The organism is Mycobacterium sp. 29Ha, assembly GCF_032883055.1.
GTDB lineage: Bacteria > Actinomycetota > Actinomycetes > Mycobacteriales > Mycobacteriaceae > Mycobacterium > Mycobacterium gallinarum.
In genome coordinates this window covers 42,797-61,313 of record NZ_JAMQTI010000007.1, presented here as the reverse complement: position 1 = coordinate 61,313, position 18,517 = coordinate 42,797, and the positions used below count along the sequence as shown (strand labels likewise).

22 protein-coding genes and 4 tRNA genes are annotated in these 18,517 nt (G+C 65.2%); 16 read left to right on the top strand and 10 right to left on the bottom strand.

Going from position 1 to position 18,517, the window contains the following annotated elements; all coding sequences use genetic code 11:
• Nucleotides 1–3: 3 nt before the first annotated feature.
• Complete coding sequence (locus tag M1248_RS10890; RefSeq protein ID WP_317148331.1) at nt 4–354, bottom strand: DUF2510 domain-containing protein; 351 nt, start codon at nt 352–354, stop codon at nt 4–6.
• 233 nt (nt 355–587) lie between these two features.
• Here M1248_RS10890 and M1248_RS10885 point away from each other — a divergent pair, with 233 nt between their 5' ends.
• Nucleotides 588–2,567: a serine/threonine-protein kinase gene (locus M1248_RS10885; RefSeq protein WP_317148330.1), complete on the top strand. Its 1,980-nt coding sequence runs from the start codon at nt 588–590 to the stop codon at nt 2,565–2,567.
• A 31-nt stretch (nt 2,568–2,598) separates the two neighbouring features.
• Here the strand turns inward: M1248_RS10885 and M1248_RS10880 are convergent.
• Nucleotides 2,599–2,674 (bottom strand) — tRNA-Lys (locus M1248_RS10880).
• Between the two features lie 121 nt (nt 2,675–2,795).
• Here M1248_RS10880 and M1248_RS10875 point away from each other — a divergent pair.
• The 7 genes from M1248_RS10875 to M1248_RS10845 all read left to right on the top strand — a co-directional run bounded on the left by M1248_RS10875 (nt 2,796) and on the right by M1248_RS10845 (nt 6,779).
• Nucleotides 2,796–2,868 (top strand) — tRNA-Glu (locus tag M1248_RS10875).
• A gap of 43 nt (nt 2,869–2,911) precedes the next feature.
• Nucleotides 2,912–2,988 (top strand) — tRNA-Asp (locus tag M1248_RS10870).
• A 44-nt stretch (nt 2,989–3,032) separates the two neighbouring features.
• Nucleotides 3,033–3,106: transfer RNA gene (locus tag M1248_RS10865), tRNA-Phe, on the top strand.
• A gap of 138 nt (nt 3,107–3,244) precedes the next feature.
• The gene (locus M1248_RS10860; RefSeq protein WP_174262102.1) at nt 3,245–3,577 is read left to right on the top strand and encodes a DUF4333 domain-containing protein; all 333 of its coding nucleotides are present in this window, start codon (nt 3,245–3,247) and stop codon (nt 3,575–3,577) included.
• A 63-nt stretch (nt 3,578–3,640) separates the two neighbouring features.
• Nucleotides 3,641–4,999: a cytochrome P450 gene (locus tag M1248_RS10855; protein WP_317148329.1), complete on the top strand. Its 1,359-nt coding sequence runs from the start codon at nt 3,641–3,643 to the stop codon at nt 4,997–4,999.
• Nucleotides 4,996–5,937, top strand: a complete 942-nt coding sequence (locus M1248_RS10850) for an alpha/beta fold hydrolase (RefSeq protein WP_163730885.1) — start codon at nt 4,996–4,998, stop codon at nt 5,935–5,937. Before M1248_RS10855 ends, M1248_RS10850 begins: the two co-directional genes overlap by 4 nt.
• On the top strand, nt 5,934–6,779 hold the full coding sequence (locus M1248_RS10845) for an SDR family NAD(P)-dependent oxidoreductase (RefSeq protein WP_163730883.1): 846 nt from the start codon (nt 5,934–5,936) through the stop codon (nt 6,777–6,779). Before M1248_RS10850 ends, M1248_RS10845 begins: the two co-directional genes overlap by 4 nt.
• On the opposite strand, the gene M1248_RS10840 is transcribed toward M1248_RS10845, so the two are convergent.
• The 4 genes from M1248_RS10840 to M1248_RS10825 are packed head-to-tail and all read right to left on the bottom strand — an operon-like array spanning nt 6,776 to nt 9,537.
• Nucleotides 6,776–7,780, bottom strand: coding sequence for a zinc-binding dehydrogenase (locus M1248_RS10840; protein WP_317148457.1), 1,005 nt, complete (start codon nt 7,778–7,780; stop codon nt 6,776–6,778). The genes M1248_RS10845 and M1248_RS10840 overlap by 4 nt on opposite strands.
• A 2-nt stretch (nt 7,781–7,782) precedes the next feature.
• Nucleotides 7,783–8,568: an MBL fold metallo-hydrolase gene (locus tag M1248_RS10835; RefSeq protein ID WP_317148328.1), complete on the bottom strand. Its 786-nt coding sequence runs from the start codon at nt 8,566–8,568 to the stop codon at nt 7,783–7,785.
• Complete coding sequence (locus M1248_RS10830) at nt 8,565–9,014, bottom strand: ester cyclase (protein WP_163730880.1); 450 nt, start codon at nt 9,012–9,014, stop codon at nt 8,565–8,567. The genes M1248_RS10835 and M1248_RS10830 overlap by 4 nt, the downstream gene beginning before the upstream one ends.
• A gap of 28 nt (nt 9,015–9,042) precedes the next feature.
• Entirely contained in the window at nt 9,043–9,537 is a 495-nt protein-coding gene (locus M1248_RS10825; protein WP_163730878.1) for a DUF2834 domain-containing protein, read from the bottom strand.
• 70 nt (nt 9,538–9,607) lie between these two features.
• Here M1248_RS10825 and M1248_RS10820 point away from each other — a divergent pair, with 70 nt between their 5' ends.
• Both M1248_RS10820 and M1248_RS10815 read left to right on the top strand, forming a co-directional pair.
• Nucleotides 9,608–10,201 (top strand): TetR/AcrR family transcriptional regulator, encoded by a 594-nt coding sequence (locus M1248_RS10820; protein WP_317148327.1) that lies wholly within the window; start codon nt 9,608–9,610, stop codon nt 10,199–10,201.
• 49 nt (nt 10,202–10,250) lie between these two features.
• Nucleotides 10,251–11,813: an NAD(P)/FAD-dependent oxidoreductase gene (locus tag M1248_RS10815; RefSeq protein WP_317148326.1), complete on the top strand. Its 1,563-nt coding sequence runs from the start codon at nt 10,251–10,253 to the stop codon at nt 11,811–11,813.
• A gap of 15 nt (nt 11,814–11,828) precedes the next feature.
• Here the strand turns inward: M1248_RS10815 and M1248_RS10810 are convergent, their stop codons facing one another.
• Nucleotides 11,829–13,235, bottom strand: a complete 1,407-nt coding sequence (locus tag M1248_RS10810; RefSeq protein ID WP_317148325.1) for an HNH endonuclease signature motif containing protein — start codon at nt 13,233–13,235, stop codon at nt 11,829–11,831.
• A gap of 140 nt (nt 13,236–13,375) precedes the next feature.
• Between M1248_RS10810 and M1248_RS10805 the strand changes: the two genes are divergently transcribed.
• A complete protein-coding gene (locus tag M1248_RS10805; RefSeq protein ID WP_317148324.1) occupies nt 13,376–14,356 on the top strand; it encodes an NAD-dependent epimerase/dehydratase family protein in 981 nt (326 codons plus the stop codon).
• A gap of 1 nt (nt 14,357) precedes the next feature.
• Here M1248_RS10805 and M1248_RS10800 read toward each other — a convergent pair whose 3' ends face one another.
• The 3 genes from M1248_RS10800 to M1248_RS10790 are packed head-to-tail and all read right to left on the bottom strand — an operon-like array spanning nt 14,358 to nt 15,370.
• A complete protein-coding gene (locus M1248_RS10800) occupies nt 14,358–14,528 on the bottom strand; it encodes a hypothetical protein (protein WP_317148323.1) in 171 nt (56 codons plus the stop codon).
• Nucleotides 14,529–14,548: 20 nt separating this feature from the next.
• Nucleotides 14,549–14,902 (bottom strand): UBP-type zinc finger domain-containing protein, encoded by a 354-nt coding sequence (locus M1248_RS10795; protein WP_317148322.1) that lies wholly within the window; start codon nt 14,900–14,902, stop codon nt 14,549–14,551.
• 24 nt (nt 14,903–14,926) lie between these two features.
• Nucleotides 14,927–15,370 (bottom strand): nuclear transport factor 2 family protein, encoded by a 444-nt coding sequence (locus tag M1248_RS10790; RefSeq protein WP_163730867.1) that lies wholly within the window; start codon nt 15,368–15,370, stop codon nt 14,927–14,929.
• Nucleotides 15,371–15,401: 31 nt separating this feature from the next.
• Between M1248_RS10790 and M1248_RS10785 the strand changes: the two genes are divergently transcribed.
• The 5 genes from M1248_RS10785 to M1248_RS10765 all read left to right on the top strand — a co-directional run bounded on the left by M1248_RS10785 (nt 15,402) and on the right by M1248_RS10765 (nt 18,503).
• Nucleotides 15,402–15,845 (top strand): SRPBCC family protein, encoded by a 444-nt coding sequence (locus M1248_RS10785; RefSeq protein WP_317148321.1) that lies wholly within the window; start codon nt 15,402–15,404, stop codon nt 15,843–15,845.
• Nucleotides 15,846–15,883: 38 nt separating this feature from the next.
• On the top strand, nt 15,884–16,327 hold the full coding sequence (locus M1248_RS10780) for an SRPBCC family protein (RefSeq protein ID WP_317148320.1): 444 nt from the start codon (nt 15,884–15,886) through the stop codon (nt 16,325–16,327).
• Nucleotides 16,328–16,365: 38 nt separating this feature from the next.
• Complete coding sequence (locus M1248_RS10775; protein WP_317148319.1) at nt 16,366–16,812, top strand: SRPBCC family protein; 447 nt, start codon at nt 16,366–16,368, stop codon at nt 16,810–16,812.
• Between the two features lie 118 nt (nt 16,813–16,930).
• Nucleotides 16,931–18,010 (top strand): CaiB/BaiF CoA-transferase family protein, encoded by a 1,080-nt coding sequence (locus M1248_RS10770; protein WP_317148318.1) that lies wholly within the window; start codon nt 16,931–16,933, stop codon nt 18,008–18,010.
• A 58-nt stretch (nt 18,011–18,068) separates the two neighbouring features.
• Nucleotides 18,069–18,503, top strand: coding sequence for an SRPBCC family protein (locus M1248_RS10765; RefSeq protein WP_317148317.1), 435 nt, complete (start codon nt 18,069–18,071; stop codon nt 18,501–18,503).
• Nucleotides 18,504–18,517: the final 14 nt, after the last annotated feature.

The window sequence follows — 18,517 nt, the reverse complement described above, 5'->3', positions numbered from 1 at the left end:
CCGTCAGACGGTGTGATCCGTCCATGCCACGCCGTCGAAATACCTTATTTTGCATCGGTTTTGCGGATCCGGAAACCACCCCGCTTGCACTGGTGGGTACCTGCCGAACACGCCGCGTTGATCGCCGCGCAGGCTCAACCGGTGTTCGTAGTCGGCGCGGGCACGTAGGCCGGCATCGCGGACGGCGAGCGTTCTCCTGCGGTGATGGATGAACAAGAACAACGCGAGGATCGCCGTGACGGCGAGCGCTTCGTACCAGCCGTTGGCGAGCCACCAGAATGTCACCAGCGCGGCGACGCCGGTGGCCACCGGGTGCCGCCGCCAAAATGGACGTCGGGCCTGGTTGTAGAGCACATTGTGAGATTACGCCTTGCTGGGCCGCGTCGAACACTCTCGACCGAGAGGATCGGCTTCGTTCAGCACGACGCGAGATGCGCCAATCAGACGCGCAGAGCACGGCTTTCGTGTCCACGATGCGGCGGTTGGAGCGGCGGTGCGACGCTGCGATGGGCATATCCTGAACCCGGAATTCCCAGGCCACCGGTGCCACAGCGTTAAGATGCAGATGACCTGGAACGAGGGTGTCAATGACCGATCCGACGGCCCGCCGGCAAGCCGAGTTCGCTCCAACTCAAATGTCGGCCGACACGGTGGACGAAACACGAAACGGCACCGGAACACTCGGCTCGTCGTTCGACCTCTCCGGGCCATCCCAGATCGCGCGGATCGAGGTCGGCCAGCGGCTCGACGACTTCGACCTGCTCGTCGAACTCGGCAGCGGCGCATTCGCGCGAGTCTTTCTCGCTCGTCAACGGTCTATGCAACGGCTGGTGGCGGTGAAGATCTCCGCAAACCGCGGGGAGGAAGGACAGACCCTCGCCCAGCTTGATCACGATTACATCGTCCGGGTCTTCGACCAGCGGATACTCCGCGACCGCGACTGGCGGCTGCTGTACATGCAATACGTGCCCGGCGGGACGCTGCTCGACCTCGGTCGACTGATTTTCGGTGACGATCGGCGACCCGAATCCGGTCAGGCGCTGCTCGACGCGGTCGACGTCGCACTGGAGTCACGCGGCGAGAGCCGGCCCACCGAATCAACCGCTCGCGCTGAGCTCGCGACCCTTTCCTGGCCTGAGACCGTCGCGTGGCTGGGGAAGCGACTGGCCGAAGCATTGCACTATGCGAATTCGCGGGGCGTCCTGCACCGCGACATCAAGCCGGCCAACGTATTGCTTGCACCCGATGGCACCCCCAAACTCGCCGATTTCAACATCAGCTTCGCCCGAAACCTGTCCGGGGCAAGCCCGTTCACCTACTTCGGTGGCTCACTGTCCTACATGTCTCCCGAGCAGCTCATGGCTACCCGGCCCGGACACGTCCACGACGCGGCGAACCTCGATACCCGCAGTGACATCTACTCACTCGCGGTCATGCTGTGGGAACTGCTGACGGGCAGGAAACCGTTCGATGACTCCGCGGCGCAAGCTGCTCGCGCGGAATCGGCTGAATTGGTCGGCGACACCACCGCGCTCGATCTGATGCTGTCCACCCGCGCAGAAGGGATCACGTCGGCGGCACTCGCGGCGCTACCGAGTGACTGCCCTACCGCGCTACGTCGAGTTCTGCTGAAGGCACTGAGCGCAGACCGTGACCAACGCTGGACCTCGGGGGCTGAACTCGCCGAGCAACTGCAACTGTGCCTCGATCCGCAAGCGCGTGACCTGGTGGATCCGCCTGAACGAAGCTGGCGGCTGCGTCTGCGGCCGTATTTTCTGCCGATTGCCGTGCCGGCCGTCGTGATTCCCAATGCGTTGGCCGCCGCATACACCATCCACCACAATCAGCTGCTCATCGTCAGCAAGCTTTCCGAGCAGGGCCAAGACCGGTTCATGCTGCTCACAACGCTGCTCAACCTACTCGTCTGGCCGCTCGGCATTGTGCTGGCGGTCTATTCGATCCGGTACGTGATCTTCGTCCCGCGGCGCCTGCGGCGTGGCCCGGCGCCGCCTGCGGACGCATTGGCCCGGGCGCGCCACGACTGCCTTGTCGCCAGTGAGCGGGTGGTGTTCGTCGTCATCGGTCTGTGGGTGCTGTCTGGGGTGACGTTTGCGCTCACGCTGCAGTTCGTGGCGGGTGGAATGCCCGGTAGATCCGCGATCCACTTCGTGGGGTCGCATGCGGTGGGCGGCGCGATGGCGATCGCGTATCCGTTTTTCCTGCTGACCTTCTACATCGTCCGCAGCATCTATCCGGAGCTGATAGCACAGGGACAGACCGATGCGCGCGATGCCGAACAGCTACGGGCGCTCAGCCGTCGACTGTCGCGCTATCTGGCGATCGCGGCTTCGGTGCCATTGCTCGCCATTATGGCAGTGAGCTTCCTGACTGCCCCCGAGATCGCCGAGATCATCGTCCCGATCAGGGTCGTGTGTCTCGGCGGTATTGCCGCATTCATTTTCGCGTATTGGTTGTCACGCATGATCGAGTCCGACATTCAAGCGCTCGAGCGGGTGATTCGCCAGGCACGCATTTCTGAACGCGGCGTGCCGTCTCAGACCGGGTGACGCGCACCGCGCCAATACTTCTGTGCCCCTGTGGTGCCCCCACCAGGGCTCGAACCTGGGACCTGCGGATTAAAAGTCCGTAGCTCTACCAACTGAGCTATAGGGGCGCGAGGCATCAGGATACTGGGTGCCGTCGGGGACCGCGTTTGAGGATTGGGGTGTCCGTACCCTAAGCTAGCGAGGCTCCCAGCGTCACAGCGTTGTGAGTACCCCGGAGAGATTCGGCTGGCCCCCTTCGTCTAGCGGCCTAGGACGCCGCCCTTTCAAGGCGGTAGCGCGGGTTCGAATCCCGTAGGGGGTACGCGCGGCACCGTACGATTGGAAGCCGCAAGCGTAGAAAGCAAGGCCCTGTGGCGCAGTTGGTTAGCGCGCCGCCCTGTCACGGCGGAGGTCGCGGGTTCGAGTCCCGTCAGGGTCGCCACTATTGGCGAGGCACTTCGGTTATCGACACGGCCGATGCCTTCCGGCCAGGTAGCTCAGTTGGTACGAGCGTCCGCCTGAAAAGCGGAAGGTCGCCGGTTCGATCCCGGCCCTGGCCACTCTAGAGGCACTCTGCCTCGATGCCCCCATCGTCGACGTTGTTCGGTCGGGTTTCCGCAGCCGTCAAGAATTCGTCAAGGCGTCCGCCGCATGCTGTCGTGGACGGCCGCCAGGGCCGCATGCGAAAGGAACGATCCATGAACTCTGCCGCACGATTGGCGACGAACCTGTTGGTGTCCGGCGGCCTCAGCCTGGCCGGCATCGGACTGGTCGTGGGAACCGCGCAGGCCGAGCCTGCGCCGGTGACCGTGATACCTGAGGGAGCGGCGCAGACGGTCGTCGACGTCGTCGCCGAGAACACCGGCTTCCGCCCGACCGATGTGACCTGCCCGGCGGGAGTGGAGGCGAAGGTGGGACAGCAGTTCGAGTGCCGGTTCACCGGTCCGGAAGGCCCGTATACCGCCTACCTGCAGATCATGACGGTCGACGGCCAATACGTCGAATACTCGATCGCGACCCGCCGGAACTAGTTGCGTCTTTCTGGCGAAGCGCATATCTTCCGTTGGTACGATCGTGTACCACGGAGGGATCACATGGCTGAGCCGACCACCGACCCGGTGCGCTTGCCGCCGGCGCCGCGCATACCCAAGCTGCTGCAGGGCGTGGGATTCCTCGCCGCCCGGGACAAGGCCGTCGCCGCGGTGTCCAGGCGGCACGGCCCGACATTCACGCTCAACCTGCCGATTTTCGGTCCGACCGTCGTCGTCGGCGATCCGGCCCTGATCAAGGAGTTGTTCACGGCCAAACCGGACCTGATCGCACGAGCCGGGGTGCTCGGCGAGATGTTCGGGCCGGGCTCGACGTTCAGTCTCGCGGGCGCCGAGCACCGGGAACGTCGCAAGCTGCTGGTTCCGCCGTTCCACGGCAAGCGGATGGCCGGCTACGAGGCGATCGTCGAAGAAGAGGTCATGCGTGAAATCGCGTCCTGGCCCGAAGGTCAGGAATTCGAGACCATGCCATCGATGATGCGCATCACCCTCAACGCCATTCTGCGCACCGTGTTCGGCGCCGAGGGGACGGCCCTGGACGAACTGCGCGATTGTCTGCCGCAGATGGTGTTGTACGCCTCTCGGTTGGCCGTCATGCCGCCGGTGGTGCGCCGAGACTTCGGACCGCACAGCCCCGGGCGGAAACTCGCCGAGAACCGCAGGCGCTACGACGAGATCATCGCCCGCCTCATCGCCGACATCCGCAACGACCCGGCGTTCGAGCAGCGCACCGACGTCCTTTCGCTCATGCTGCAGGCGCGGTACGACGACGGATCACCTATAGCCGACGACCATGTGGCCGACGAACTGCTCACGCTGCTGGCCGCCGGGCACGAGACCACCGCCACCACCTTGGCGTGGACGGTCGAGCGGCTGCGCAGGCACCCGCGCCTCTTGTCGCGCCTGGCCGCCGAGGTCGACGCGGGCGGGTCTGAACTCGTCCAGGCCACCATCTGGGAGGTCCAGCGGACCCGGCCCGTCATCAACGGCACAGCGCGAATCACGAAAACGCGGATCCGGCTCGGCGATTGGGTCATTCCCGAACGTCACGTCGTGATGGCCAGCATCACCCTGGCGCACGCGGCTGCGAGCAGTTTCCCCGACGCGGAGGTGTTCGATCCCGACCGGTTTGTCGGCAATCCACCGGACAATTACGCGTGGATTCCCTACGGCGGCGGCGTCCGCCGCTGCATCGGGGCCGCGTTCGCCAACATGGAGATGGTCGTCACGCTGCGAACGCTGATGCGCGAGTTCGAGTTCGGCACCACCTACGCCGCGGGTGAGCGCAGACATTCCCGTGGCGTGGCCACCGCGCCCGGTCGCGGCGGCCGAGCGGTCGTATATCGGCGTCGTGCCGCGGCTCCGCAGACCAGTCCTTCCAGCGCGGCGAGGATATCGGCGTGACGGCGAACGAGACCGTCGTGGACGTCGGCCGTGGCATCGAACTCTGCTATGACCACGCCGGCGACCCCGCCGATCCACCCATCATGCTGGTCGCCGGCCTGGGGCAGCAATTACATTCCTGGCCCGACGAATTCGTCGCAAAACTCGTGGGACTCGGCTATCACGTGATCCGGTTCGACAACCGCGACGCGGGCCGTTCCACCCACATGACCTATCGTCCGCCGAATCCGGTGGCCATGTTGCGGGGCGGTGATCCTAGGCATCAGTACCACCTGGGTGACATGGCGCGCGACACCGTCGGCCTGATGGATGCGCTCGGACATCGAGACGTGCACCTGGTGGGCGTGTCGATGGGCGGCATGATCGCGCAGACCGTCGCCGCGCATCATCCGGGCCGGGTGCGCACACTCACCTCGATCATGTCGACGACGGGGGCGCGTCGGCTGGGACGGCCCGCACTGTCCACGTGGCGACGGATGCTGACGTCGAAGCCGCCGCGTACAAGGGAAGAGGAAATGGATCGGGCCGCGAACATCTTCGCCCACATCGGATCCCACGGCTTTCCCTTCGATGAGGAGGCGGTGCGCACCCGTGCCGGCATCGCCTTCGACCGCGATCCCAGCCCGGCGGGCATCGCTCGGCAGCTGGCGGGCATCTTCGCCTCTGGCGACCGCACCGCCGAGCTCGCCCACATCGACGTACCGACCCTGGTCATCCACGGCGACCGAGACCGGATGGTTCATCCGACCGGCGGGGCTGCGACGGCCCGAGCGATACCGGGCGCACGCCTCGAGACGATCGTCGGCCTCGGCCACGACCTGCCCGTCGGGGCATGGGACCGAATCATCGACCTGATCACCGACCACTTCACCGGGGCAGAATTCGCGGCGCGCCGCGGCGCAGCTCTGACCCGCACCGACCGTGAGGAGAGCGCATGAGCAAGAGGCGTAGGACGATAAGTGGCCGCACCGCGGTCATCACCGGTGCGGCATCGGGTATCGGTCGTGCTCTGGCGCAACGGTTGTCGGCGCACAGCTGCCCGGTCGCCATCGCCGACGTCGATGAGGCCGGGCTGAAGGAAACCGAGGCGTCGTTGCCTGGCCCAGCCCTACTGCGGGTTCTCGATGTCAGCGATGCGCAGGCGCAGCGCGACTTCGCCGCAGAGGTACGTGACTGGGCGCCCCAGCCACTCGGCGCGGTGTTCAACAATGCCGGCGTTGCCGTCGGATCGAGCGTGCTCGACGCCGTCCCAGAGGACGACGAATGGTTGTGGAGCATCAACTTCGGAGGCGTCGTCAACGGCACGAGGGCGTTTCTGCCCATCCTCGTCGAACAGGACGAGGGCGTGGTCGTCAACACGTCGAGCGTCTTCGGTCTGGTCGGCATGCCGACCCAGAGTGCTTACTGCGCAGCCAAGTTCGCCGTCCGCGGCTTCACCGACGCCCTTCGCCAAGAGCTGCGCGGCACCGGCGTCACTGCCATCAACGTGCACCCGGGCGGGATCAACACCAACATCGTGCGCAACGGTCGGATGCGCAAGGATCCCGAGGGCCGAGGCCGCACCCAGGAGCAGATGGCCAAGGAGTTCGCGAACATCACCATGACGCAGCCCGACAAGGCCGCCGAGATCATCCACCGCGGTGTGGAGTCCGGCAAGGCGCGGATACTCGTCGGACCCGACGCCTACATGTTCGACGCCTTGGCGCGAATGGCGCCGACGCACTATTACGACGTGCTCGGCCGGCTGCAGAGTGTCCTTCGAAGGCGCGCGTCGAGCTAGGGGACCAGCACGACCTTGCCGATGTTCTCACGCGCGGCGAGGATGCGGTGCGCCTCGCGCGCGTTGTCGAACGGCACGGCGGCGTGCAGGATCGGCGTGACGACGCCGTCGGCCAATGCCTTTGCCAGGGGCCCGATCCACGGTTCGAGTGTGCCGCGGTCATCCCAGAGCGCCAGCATGTTGAGGCCGATGACGGCCTTGGAGTCGGAAAGCTGTTTGGTCAGGTTGAACCCGCGCAGCATTGGCAACAGTTGCGGCAATACTGTACGCAGAGAACGCTTCTCGCCCTGCTGCAACGCCGAGATGCCGTACGCGATCAATTTGCCACCGGGCCGGAGCAGGTTGTAGGAGCGGCGCAGCGATGCACCGCCGATCGCGTCGAGCACCATGTCGTAGGGCGGCAGATCCTTCCACCACCCGTCGCGTCGGTAGTCGATTGTGCGATCGACGCCCATGTCGCGGAGCACCTGATGCTTCCCGGGTGACGCGGTGCCATGGATTTCGACACCCGTGGGTTTGGCGAGCTGGATGGCCGCGGTACCGACGCCGCCGGCCGCCGCATGGATGAGGACGCGTTCACCGGCCTTCGGCGAGCCGTATCCGTGCAGCGCGGCCCACGCAGTCGCGTAGTTGACCGGGACGGCGGCACCCTGCTCGAAGGTCAGGCGGTCTGGAAGCGGAACCGTATCGGCGGCCTTGACGTTCACGATTTCGGCGTATCCACCGAAACGCGTCCCGGCCAAAACTCTTTCGCCCACACGTGACTCGTCGACACCCGCACCGACCGCGTCGATCGTCCCCGAGACTTCGTAGCCGACCACGGATGGCGGTTTGGGTGCTTCGGGGTAGAGGCCGACGCGCGCGAGATGGTCGGCGAAGTTGACGCCCGCCGCCCGCACCGCGATGCGCACCTGGCCGGGGCCGGGCGGGGGAGGATCGGGCCGCTGCTCGACCTTGAGCACTGAGGGATCACCGTGCTTGGTGATGACGACGGCGCGCATGGTCACGCCGTCGCCTTCGCGTGTTCGTACAGATCGGCGTCGTGGGCACAGACGATCAGCAGGTCGGGCTCCTGACGCTGGTAGAGCTCGGTGAGTCGAGCGTGGTTGTCCAGCACCTTCTTTCGGTCGAATGCGAGAAGAGGTTCGATGATCCGGATCGGGCGGGGGACCTCGGAGATACCGTCCAGGGTGCCCTGGTGGTAGAAGGCGTCGCCGCCGTGCAGCACCCAGCGGTTCCCGGCGTCAACGGCGATACATGCATGTCCCCGGGTGTGGCCGGGCAACGAGATCAGCACGATTCCCGGTGCGATCTCGTTGAGTTCCTTGACGGCGGCGAATCCCCGCCATCTCTCCCCGGAGGGGTCGTGCTCGACGATCTTGGGGCCGTGTGCCCATTGAACGGCGCGAAAGCGCATCTTCTCCTGAAACGTCGGATCCTTTACCGCTCCTTTGATTTCGGCGCTGGTGGCGTGGACTTGGGCATCGGGGAAGTCGGAGATGCCGCCGATGTGATCCATGTCGAAGTGCGTGACGACGATGTGGCGGACGTCGGCGCGGGTGAACCCAAGGCGCTCCACCTGGCGCAGCGCGGTTTCGCCGTGGTCGAACACCGGCTTGAACAGGCGGCGGGTGGGCCCGACCCGCGCGTGGTCGTCGCAGTCGCGCGTCCCGTATCCGGTGTCGACGAGCACCAGGCCGTTGTCGGTCTCGATGAGCAGGACGTGGCAGACGATCCTTGATACGAGATACGGGTTCATCGTCCCGCAGTTGAGATGGTGGACCTTCACAGTTCTCCCGCCATCGCGAGCAGTTCGCCGCGCCCGATCTGCGTGACGAGGCTGGCCGAGTCGAAGTAGATGCGTTCGTTGACGACGCGGTCGCCCTCGAAGTAGAACACCGCGATGATCGGCACCCGGAACGCCTTGCCGGTCGGCGGCAGGCCGTAGAACTCGCCGAGATTGGTTCCCAGCAAGTCGAATTCGACGATCACGGCATCATCGGCGACGTGGCATACGACGTTGTCGTGCCGCTGGTCGGGGAACGCTGTTCTGGTGGTCAGGTAGTACCCCATGACTTCGTCGTCGCCGTCGAAGACCTGGCCGGTGGCCATGATCTCGTAGTGGGGGTGGCCGTTAAACGTGGCCAGGGTGCGGTCGAACTCCTTGGTCACCTCGGTGTCCATGTGCTCCCGGATCACCTCGAGGCGGCGCTCGCGCAGATCGTCTGTGATCATGCCTTGACTGTAGGCCGCCGCTCGGCTGTCAGACCGCGGATTGCAGGGGCGCTCCGAGCTGCTGGTGCCGGTGCTGGCGTTCGACGACGGCGAGGTAGGCCGCCCACGCAAACGCGGAGCTGGCGAACAGGATGAATCCGCAGAAGAGCCACGCGTGTTTGATGCCGCGCCGACGGCCGTCGACGATGGACCACAGCGGGAAGAGCAGCAGGCTCATGATCGTGTAGTCCTGACTGGCCGAGCTCGCGGCGGGGTTGGCGTACCCCAGCGTGATGAACTCCCACCAACTGCCGGGCCCCCAGATGAAGTTGTGCATACCTCCCGGCGGCGCGTACTCGGCGACGTACTGGTTGTTGAAGTAGTAGCCGAGCACGACCGATGCGATACCCGCGACGTAATAGAAGAGCTCCAGCCCGGTCACCTGAGGGCCGGACGAGTAGCGCGCGAAGATCGCCGGATTCGTCTTGACGATGAAAGCCATCGTCGCGAACCCGAGCACGAGGTGGACGATCAGCGAAACCATAAAGGCGGAGTCTCACCAAGCTGTGAAGTTTTGTCAATAGTGACAGAACTTGGTGCGGTAGTTTCTCCCCATGGTCCGACCCGCCCAGACGGCACGAAGTGAGCGCACGCGCGAGGCGTTGCGGCAGGCCGCGGTGGTGCGGTTTCTCGCCCAGGGGGTCGAAGACACCTCGGCCGAGCAGATCGCGGCCGATGCCGGAGTTTCGCTGCGGACGTTCTATCGGCACTTCGCGTCCAAACACGATCTGCTGTTCGCCGACTACGCCGGCCTGCAGTGGTTCAGGACGGCGCTGGCGCAGCGCAATCCCGACGAGTCGATCATCGATTCGGTGCATGCCGCGATGATGGCGCGTCCATACGACGACTGGGCCGTCGCGCAGACGGCCGCCCTGCGCGCACAGGAGATCGAACCCGACCGGATCGTGCGGCATATCCGGCAGGTCGAGGCAGATTTCGCCGAGGCGATCGTGCATCGCCTGACCGAGGAGAACCCGCCCGCACCGGGTACGGACGAGGGAATGCGCGTGGCGATCACCGCGCGGTGCATCGCGGCGGCGGTCTTCGGTGCGATGGAGGTCTGGATGCTCGGCCAGGAGCGCTCACTGCCCGAGTTGTCGCGGCTGACCCGGGAGGCGCTGGACACGCTCGCCGAGGGGATCAGCTAAAAGTTTTGTCACTATTGACAAAACGTATGGCGCGTGTCAGCCTCAGCGCATGGCTGACTTTGATGCGATCGTCGTCGGCGCGGGCCACAACGGGTTGACCGCTGCCGCACTTCTCCAGAAAGCGGGGCTACGCACGCTCTGCCTCGACTTCAAGCTGTATGCCGGCGGTATGGCCTCCACCGTCGAGCTGTTCGATGGCTACCGATTCGAGATCGCAGGGTCGGTGCAGATTCCGACCTCGGCCGTGGTCAGCCGCGAACTCGGACTCGACGAGTTGCCGACCGTCGACCTCGATGTGATGTCGGTGTCACTGCGTGGCGTCGGCGACGAACCGCTGGTCTACTACACCGACCCGATGAAGCTGATGACGCACATCAACGAGGTGCACGGCGCGGAAGCCGTCAACGGGATGGCCGGTCTGATGGCGTGGTGTCAGGCGCCGACGCGCGCGCTGGGCCGTTTCGAAGCCGGCCAGCCACCCAAGACACTCGATGAGATGTATGCCTGCGCGACAAACGAATTCGAGCGGCAGACCATCACCGATCTGCTCTTCGGCTCGGTTACCGATGTGATCGACCGCTACCTGCCCGACCGGGAGAAGCACGGCGCGCTGCGCGGCATGCTCTCGTTGCTCGCGTGCAACACCACCTATCGCGGCCCCGCGACGCCGGGTACCGCGGCGGCGCTGGCCTACGGTTTCGCCGTTCCGGACGAGAACGCGCTCCTGGTGAAGAAACTCCAGGGTGGCATCGGCGCCTTGACGTCGCACCTGTGCGACGTGTTCACCTCGGCCGGCGGCGAATTGCGGTTGCGCAGCAAGGTCGAGGAGATCCAGGTCGCCGACAGCCGGGTGAGCGGTGTCCGGTTGGAGGACGGGACCGTCATCACCGCGCCCATCGTGATCTCCGGTATCGCACCGGATCTCACCATCAACGGCATGATCGACCCCGCCGCGCTACCCGCCGATGTTCGGGAACGTTTCTCCGGCCAGGATCATCGTGGCAGCTATCTGCAGATGCACTTCGCGCTCGACGGCATACCGGAGTTCGCGGCACCCTACGAACTGCTCAACGATCCGTCGATGCAGTCGAATATCGGAATCTTCTCCACCCCCGAGGAATTGCAGCGGCAGTGGGAGGAGTGCAGACACGGCATCGTGCCCGCCGACCCGTCCATCGCACTGCAGATACCGTCGGTGAACGACCCGGGCTTGGCGCCGGAAGGCAAGCACGCGGCATCGGCGTTCTCGCTGTGGTTCCCCATCGAGGAGTCGGATTCGAGCTACGGGGAGATGAAGGCCGAGATGGGGCAGCGGGTGATCGACAAGATCACCAGGCTGGCGCCGAATTTCGAGAGCCTGATTCTCAAACACACCACCTTCACTCCCAAGCACATGGGCACGATGTTCGGCGCGCCGGGTGGCGACTACTGCCACGGGCTGATCCACCCCGACCAGATCGGGCCCAACCGGCCAGGCCCGAAAGGCTATGTCGACCAACCCATTCCGATCAACGGCCTCTACCTGGCCAGTGCCGGATGCCACGGTGGCCCCGGCATCACGTTCGTGCCCGGTTACAACGCGGCCAAGCAGGCGCTCGTCGACGTGAAGTAGACCTCGGACGCCGGCCTACGGTCCCCGCTCCGGGTTTGCGTTGTCTTTGTCTGGTGGTTTCAGGAGTAGTTCGGGGCGGTGGTAGTAGTTGATACGGGTTTGGCCGGTGTCGAGGCCTGGTGGTGGGTGCCATTCGGCGTCGCCGTGGTCGTTGATGGTGGTGGTCCAGCCGTTGTCCTTGTCGACGAGGCGGTTATCCGGCCCACAGGCCAGGGTCATCTCGTTGACGTTGGTGTGGCCGCCGTCGGCCCAATCCTGCAGTGCGTGATGCACCTGGGCGCCGTAGGCCGGCACCGCGCAGCACGGTTTGGTGCAGCCCCCGTCACGGGCGATCAACATGATCCGCTGCGCCGCCGACGCGGTGCGTCGCGCGCGGAACAGGTCCAGGGCTTGTCCGGTGGATTTGTCGAACACCGCCAGCCAGTGGTGGGCGTGGGCGGCCAGGCGGATCACATCTGTGATCGGCATGAGGCTGCCGCCGCCGGTGGTGCCCACCCCGGCGCGGGACTCGAGGTCTTGGAGGGTGGTGCGGATGATGATCGAGGTCGGTAGCCCGTTGTGCTGACCCAACTCGCCGGATTCCAACGCGTTGCGGCCCAGGGCGAGCAGGGCGTCGTGTTGGCGTTGGGCCAGGGTGCGGTGATCGGTATCGATCTGCTCCTGTGAGGGGGTGCCGCTGATGCACGGGGTGTCGTCGTCGGGGTTGCACATGCCCGGTGCGCCCCATTTGGCGAAGATGGGTTCGAGCACTGCCCACGCTTCCGGCGTCAGGTCGCCTTTGATGGAGACCATGCCGTCACGGCCCTGCGGGCCACAAATGAGACCGCGTTTGCGCTGTCGTTCGGTGTCCTCGGGTTCCGGGCCGTCCTGATCCAAGAGGAACAGCATCGTGGTGGCGGCCCTGCCCAGCTCGTAGGGTCCGACACCGACCGCGATACGCACCAAGTCCTGTTCGATCTCCTCACGCGTGGCGGCATCCACGAACCCGGGAAGGCGTCCCATGGCGTCGCGGATCTTGTCCACATGTTCACCGGTGATCTGCCCGGCGGCTTGGGCGGCGGCGGTCGCCGCGAGCACCGGCGCCAACGGTTGACCGGTCAACGCCCGTCGCGGCCCGAGTACTTCGGCTTCGGCCAGGCGGCGGTTGGCCTCGGTCGCTGAGATCCGCCACCGGATCCGCAGCACGTCTTTCCAGTTCTTGGCGCCCAACTCCTTGGGCGTCGTTTCGGTCTGTAGCCGGGCCAGCGCACGATGCCACTGCGCGGGCAGTTGGCACGACAACATCTCCAGCTCGTCGAGGACGTCGAGCAGTTCGCGGTGGGTGAGCATGTCCAGGTCGCAGCCGGCCAGCGACTCGTGGGCGGACCGCAGCGCGGCCATCGCCACCTGAACCGGAGTCGCCAACATGACTCGAACATACATTCGACCACCGACAAACCGACGCTCGGAAGTGGCTTAGGGGACAGACCAAATCTAAAGAGGCGCAGGCCAACTAACGGGGGCGCCGATCAAGCCCGGGCGGCCTCTGTTTCGATCCTGCGTGGACGGGCATCCATGTCGGCATGGGTCTCACGGTCGCCGTCACCGGCCCGACGGGTGAAATTGGCATCTCGGCTGTCACCGCGCTGGACCGCGACCCAGTCGTCGAGCGAATCATCGGAATGGCGCGTCGTCCGTTCGACCCCGCGGGGCAGGGCTGGACCAAGACCGAGTACCGGCAGGGTGATATCACCGACCGCGAAGCGGTCGACGGCCTGGTGGCCGATGCCGACGTCGTCGTGCATCTGGCGTTCATCATCATGGGCACGCGTGAAGAGAGCGCGCGGGTGAACCTCGCAGGCACTCGCAATGTGTTCGAGGCGACGGTGGCCGCGCAGCGACCGCGCCGTTTGGTCTATACCTCCTCGGTGGCCGCCTACGGATACCACTCCGACAACCCCGATCCGATCACCGAGGATGTACCGCCGCGCGGTTCACCAGAGCACTACTACTCGCAACAGAAAGCGGCGTGCGAGAAGGCGCTCGAGGAAATCGCCGGTGGGTCCGACCTCGAGGTGTACGTGCTGCGACCTTGCATAGTCGCAGGGCCGAAGGCACCCGCGCTGGCCGAGTTCATGCCGTGGAACCAGCTGCCCGGAGCCGTCAAGCGGATGGCGCAGATGCTGCCGCTACCGAAGCCACCGATGCCCGACCCCGGCACGCCGATGCAGCTGGTACATCACGACGACGTCGCAGCCGCAATCGCGCTGGCCGTGACGACCACCGCCCCTCCCGGTGCCTACAACTTGGCGGGTGACGGCTTGGTTTCCATCTCGGCAGTGGCCGACGAACTCGGCGCCCGTCCGATCCGGGTGCCGAGGTTCGCCGCCACGGCGGCATCGGAAGTGATTGCCAGGCTTCCGTTCGTCCCGGCATCCTTGGAATGGCTGCACGCCGGGCGCACCGCGGTCGTCATGGATACGACCAAGGCGAAGACTCAGTTGGGCTGGGAGCCGAAATACACTGGCGCCGAGACACTGTCGGAGCTCGGGCGGTCGCTGTAGCTCACTGCGTGTGATCTCCGGTGTCGGCCGGACCGCTAGGAGTGGCGCCGCCTTCATCGGACCAGTCGGCAGCGTCCTCGTCACCCTTGGCCGGGTCGCTCTCGACGTCGTCGTCCGCACCGCTGGGGCCGGCGTCGGTCTCGGTGGTGTCGGGTTTGTCGGGGTTGGTCATGCCCGCTGGGGTACCCAAACTCAGTCGGGTCGACTCCGAAGCTGGGCCATCCAGTCCTTGGGCACCCTGCCGCGGGGTCCGGGCGCCGTTTCCTCCTCGGGACGGCACTCCGGTGGGGCGAGTTCGGGTCCGTCGTAATACGAATTGGCGTCGTAGTTCCAGAACCAGTCCTCACCGGGTTCGAACGATCGAATGATGTGGTGGCCGGTGGATCGCCAGTGTGCCGTCGCGTGCCGCGCCAACGAGTCGTCGCAGCAACCGATGTGCCCGCATGCCGCGCAGCGCCGAAGGTGCACCCACCACCCACCGTGCTCATCGCACTCAATACATCCGGTGCCGCTGGGCGGGACTGTGGGATCGACGGCATCGCTCATAGTCGACGAGCCTACCGATTTCGGCTAGCCGGCCATGGTCGAGTTCGGGGCATGCCAGTCAGTCGAGACGAAACGGTGGCGGATCAGCCACTCATCATCGACCGGCACGAAGAGGTCCCGGTAGCGGCCGTAATGATCGAGGCCTATCTCGGTGAACACTGTGAAGTAACAAGCCACCCTCGCGTGCTGCTGTGTGATCTCGGTAAACCGGATGTTCGTCACGTTGTGACGAACGATGCGGCGCACTCCCGATTCCTGCGCCGCGGCATCCGGTGATGCGACTGCGCCACCGAGGAATTCGACGATGGCCGCGCGACCCTGAACCGGCGCGGCGCCACGCAGCTCGAGCTCCCCGTCCTCGCAGAAGGATTCGGCGAGCTCGGACAGCCGCATCGCGTCGCCGGACCAGTTGTAGCGGGCGAGGCTGTCGCGGATGCGTTCACGCGCCGAAAGCTCCCAAAGTTCCATGCGGTCAACCGTATCGGGCTAGGGTCGCGCCATGGCTACCAGCGATTCCCGCGAGGTCGTGATCGAGGCAAGTCCCGAGGAGATCCTCGACGTCATCGCCGACGTCGAATCGACACCAGATTGGTCGTCGCAGTATCAGAGTGCGGAGATCCTGGAGTCATATGACGACGGCAGGCCGCGCCGGGTCAAGATGAAGGTGAAGTCGGCGGGTATCTCCGACGAACAGGTCGTCGAGTACACCTGGACAGACAACAAGGCCAGCTGGACGCTGATCTCCGCCGGCCAGCTGAAGGCGCAGGACGCGTCGTACACGCTGACGCCGGACGGGGCCAAGACCAAGGTCACGTTCGACATCACCATCGACCTGTCGGTGCCGATGCCCGGATTCGTGCTCAAGCGGGTGATGAAAGGTGCGATGGAAACCGCCACCGACGGCCTGCGCAAGCAGGTGCTGAAGGTCAAAAAGGGCGGCTGACAGGTTTCGCCAGAGCGCACCGGTGGAACTAAGCCGGCATGAGTGTCACCGAAACACGCGACGTCGTCATCGAGGCGACTCCCGCCGAGATCATGAACGTTTTGACTGATCTGGAGACGTTGACCGAATGGTCTCCGACCCATCAGAAGGTCGAGGTGCTCGAGCGCGACGCGGCGGGACGCCCGAGCAAGTCCAGGCAGGTCGTCAAGATCCTTGGCATAACCGACGAGCTGGTGCTGGACTACACCGTTTATGACGACGGTGTCGGCTCGGCTCTCGTCAGCTCCAAGCAGCAGCGTGCCCAGACGGGTCGCTACACGCTGACGCCCGACGGTGACTCGACGCGGGTGCGCTTCGAATTGATGGTCGACCCAACAGTTCCCGTACCCGGATTCGTCCTCAAGCGGATGATGAGAGGAGCGATGGAGTCGGCCACCGACGGCCTGCGTAAGCAGGTGCTGAAGGTCAAAAAGGGCGGCTGACAGGTTTCGCCAGAGCGCACCGGTGGAACTAAGCCGGCATGAGTGTCACCGAAACACGCGACGTCGTCATCGAGGCGACTCCCGCCGAGATCATGAACGTTTTGACTGATCTGGAGACGTTGACCGAATGGTCTCCGACCCATCAGAAGGTCGAGGTGCTCGAGCGCGACGCGGCGGGACGCCCGAGCAAGTCCAGGCAGGTCGTCAAGATCCTTGGCATAACCGACGAGCTGGTGCTGGACTACACCGTTTATGACGACGGTGTCGGCTGGACTCTCGTCAGCTCCAAGCAGCAGCGCGCCCAGACCGGCCGTTACACGCTGACGCCCGACGGTGATTCGACGCAGGTGCGTTTCGAATTGATGGTCGACCCTACGGTCCCCCTGCCCGGCTTCCTGATCAAACGGGGAGCCAAGGGACTGATGGAGACAGCCACCAAGGGCCTTCGTGAGCAGGTGCTGAAGGTGAAGAACCGCACGGGTTAGGTCCGCAGGTCCATTTCCTGGCGGTGCTGCCGCCGGTCGCGCCACAGCGTATGACCTTCCGCGCGCGGAAGTGCCAACATTGACATCTACGTCAGATGCCGCGAGTTACCTTGCTTCGGTGACGAACACAGGCCCCCTGGCGGGAGTGAGAGTAATCGAACTCGGCGGTATCGGGCCGGGACCGCACGCGGGCATGGTGCTGGCCGATCTGGGCGCCGACGTCGTTCGGGTGCGTCGGCCCGGCGGGCTGCAGATGCCTGCGGAGAACATCGACCTGATGCACCGTGGCAAGCGAACGGTCGATCTCGACGTCAAGAAGGAACCGCAGGTTCTGCTCGACCTCGCGGCCAAGGCCGACGTGCTGCTGGATTGCTTCCGCCCCGGCACCTGCGAACGTCTCGGTATCGGTCCTGACGACTGTGCTGGCGTGAACCCGCGACTGATCTTCGCGCGGATCACCGGCTGGGGCCAGGACGGTCCCCTGGCCATGACTGCCGGCCACGACATCAACTACCTGTCGCAAACCGGTGCGCTGTCGGCCATCGGGTATCGCGACCGGCCGCCCGTCGCGCCGCTGAATCTGGTGGCGGACTTCGGTGGCGGGTCGATGCTGGTGCTGCTGGGCATCGTCACCGCTCTCTACGAACGCGAGCGCTCGGGCCTTGGCCAGGTCATCGATGCGGCCATGGTCGACGGCGTCAGCATCCTGGCGCAGATGATGTGGACGATCAAAGCCGGAGGCACGCTGAAAGACACCCGTGAGTCCTTCATGCTCGACGGCGGTGCACCGTTCTACCGCACCTACGAAACCTCCGACGGCGGATACATGGCGGTCGGTTCGATCGAACCGCAGTTCTTCGCGCAGCTCCTCGTCGGCCTCGGGCTGTCTCCCGAAGAGGTGCCCAACCAGTTCGACGTCGCTGCGTACCCGGAGATGTTCAAGACCTTCACCGACCGGTTCGCGAGTAAGACCCGCGACGAGTGGACGGCCGCTTTCGCGGGCACGGATGCATGCGTCACACCGGTGCTCACCTGGACAGAAGCGGCGCGTAACGAGCACCTGCTGGCGCGGTCGACGGTGATGACGGCGCACGGCGTCGAACAGGCGGCTCCGGCGCCGCGATTCTCCCGCACTCCGGCAGGTCCGGTCGGGACCCCGCCGCAGGCAGCCACGCCAGTCACCGAGATCGGCTGGTAGGCAGGTTAGCTGACAATTCCATTACATGAGGCACGCGAGGTGCCTATGATTTGCCACTATGACTGTCCGTGCGTCACGAGAGGTGGTCTTCGACGCCCCGCCTGAGGCAATTCTGGATGCGCTTGCCGACATCGAGGGTGTGCCGTCGTGGTCGCCGTTACACAAGCACATCGAGGTCCTGGACCGCCATCCGGACGGCAGACCCCACCACGTCAAGGCGACGTTCCGGATCATGGGGATCACCGACAAGGAGCTCCTCGAATACCACTGGGGCGACGACTGGGTGGTCTGGGACGCGAGTGAAACCGGTCAGCAGCGCGGTCAGCATGCGGAGTACAACCTCACCCCGGAGCTCGACGGCAAGACGCGGGTGCGGTTCGACATCATTCTTGATTTGGCTACGCCGGTTCCCCGCTTCCTCGTCCGGCGAGGCAAGCAAATGGTGCTCGATATTGCGACCGAAAGCCTGCGCAAGCGCGTGATGCAGGCGTAGGCCTGACCGCTCGA

Bases quoted from the DNA above. Each gene is read 5' to 3' on its own strand.
- M1248_RS10885 (WP_317148330.1), top strand. From the start codon at position 588: ATGACCGATCCGACGGCCCGCCGGCAAGCCGAGTTCGCTCCAACTCAA.
- M1248_RS10860 (WP_174262102.1), top strand. From the start codon at position 3,245: ATGAACTCTGCCGCACGATTGGCGACGAACCTGTTGGTGTCCGGCGGC.
- M1248_RS10855 (WP_317148329.1), top strand. From the start codon at position 3,641: ATGGCTGAGCCGACCACCGACCCGGTGCGCTTGCCGCCGGCGCCGCGC.
- M1248_RS10845 (WP_163730883.1), top strand. From the start codon at position 5,934: ATGAGCAAGAGGCGTAGGACGATAAGTGGCCGCACCGCGGTCATCACC.
- M1248_RS10840 (WP_317148457.1), bottom strand. From the start codon at position 7,780: ATGCGCGCCGTCGTCATCACCAAGCACGGTGATCCCTCAGTGCTCAAG.
- M1248_RS10830 (WP_163730880.1), bottom strand. From the start codon at position 9,014: ATGATCACAGACGATCTGCGCGAGCGCCGCCTCGAGGTGATCCGGGAG.
- M1248_RS10825 (WP_163730878.1), bottom strand. From the start codon at position 9,537: ATGGTTTCGCTGATCGTCCACCTCGTGCTCGGGTTCGCGACGATGGCT.
- M1248_RS10820 (WP_317148327.1), top strand. From the start codon at position 9,608: ATGGTCCGACCCGCCCAGACGGCACGAAGTGAGCGCACGCGCGAGGCG.
- M1248_RS10815 (WP_317148326.1), top strand. From the start codon at position 10,251: ATGGCTGACTTTGATGCGATCGTCGTCGGCGCGGGCCACAACGGGTTG.
- M1248_RS10810 (WP_317148325.1), bottom strand. From the start codon at position 13,235: ATGTATGTTCGAGTCATGTTGGCGACTCCGGTTCAGGTGGCGATGGCC.
- M1248_RS10805 (WP_317148324.1), top strand. From the start codon at position 13,376: ATGGGTCTCACGGTCGCCGTCACCGGCCCGACGGGTGAAATTGGCATC.
- M1248_RS10800 (WP_317148323.1), bottom strand. From the start codon at position 14,528: ATGACCAACCCCGACAAACCCGACACCACCGAGACCGACGCCGGCCCC.
- M1248_RS10795 (WP_317148322.1), bottom strand. From the start codon at position 14,902: ATGAGCGATGCCGTCGATCCCACAGTCCCGCCCAGCGGCACCGGATGT.
- M1248_RS10790 (WP_163730867.1), bottom strand. From the start codon at position 15,370: ATGGAACTTTGGGAGCTTTCGGCGCGTGAACGCATCCGCGACAGCCTC.
- M1248_RS10785 (WP_317148321.1), top strand. From the start codon at position 15,402: ATGGCTACCAGCGATTCCCGCGAGGTCGTGATCGAGGCAAGTCCCGAG.
- M1248_RS10780 (WP_317148320.1), top strand. From the start codon at position 15,884: ATGAGTGTCACCGAAACACGCGACGTCGTCATCGAGGCGACTCCCGCC.
- M1248_RS10775 (WP_317148319.1), top strand. From the start codon at position 16,366: ATGAGTGTCACCGAAACACGCGACGTCGTCATCGAGGCGACTCCCGCC.
- M1248_RS10765 (WP_317148317.1), top strand. From the start codon at position 18,069: ATGACTGTCCGTGCGTCACGAGAGGTGGTCTTCGACGCCCCGCCTGAG.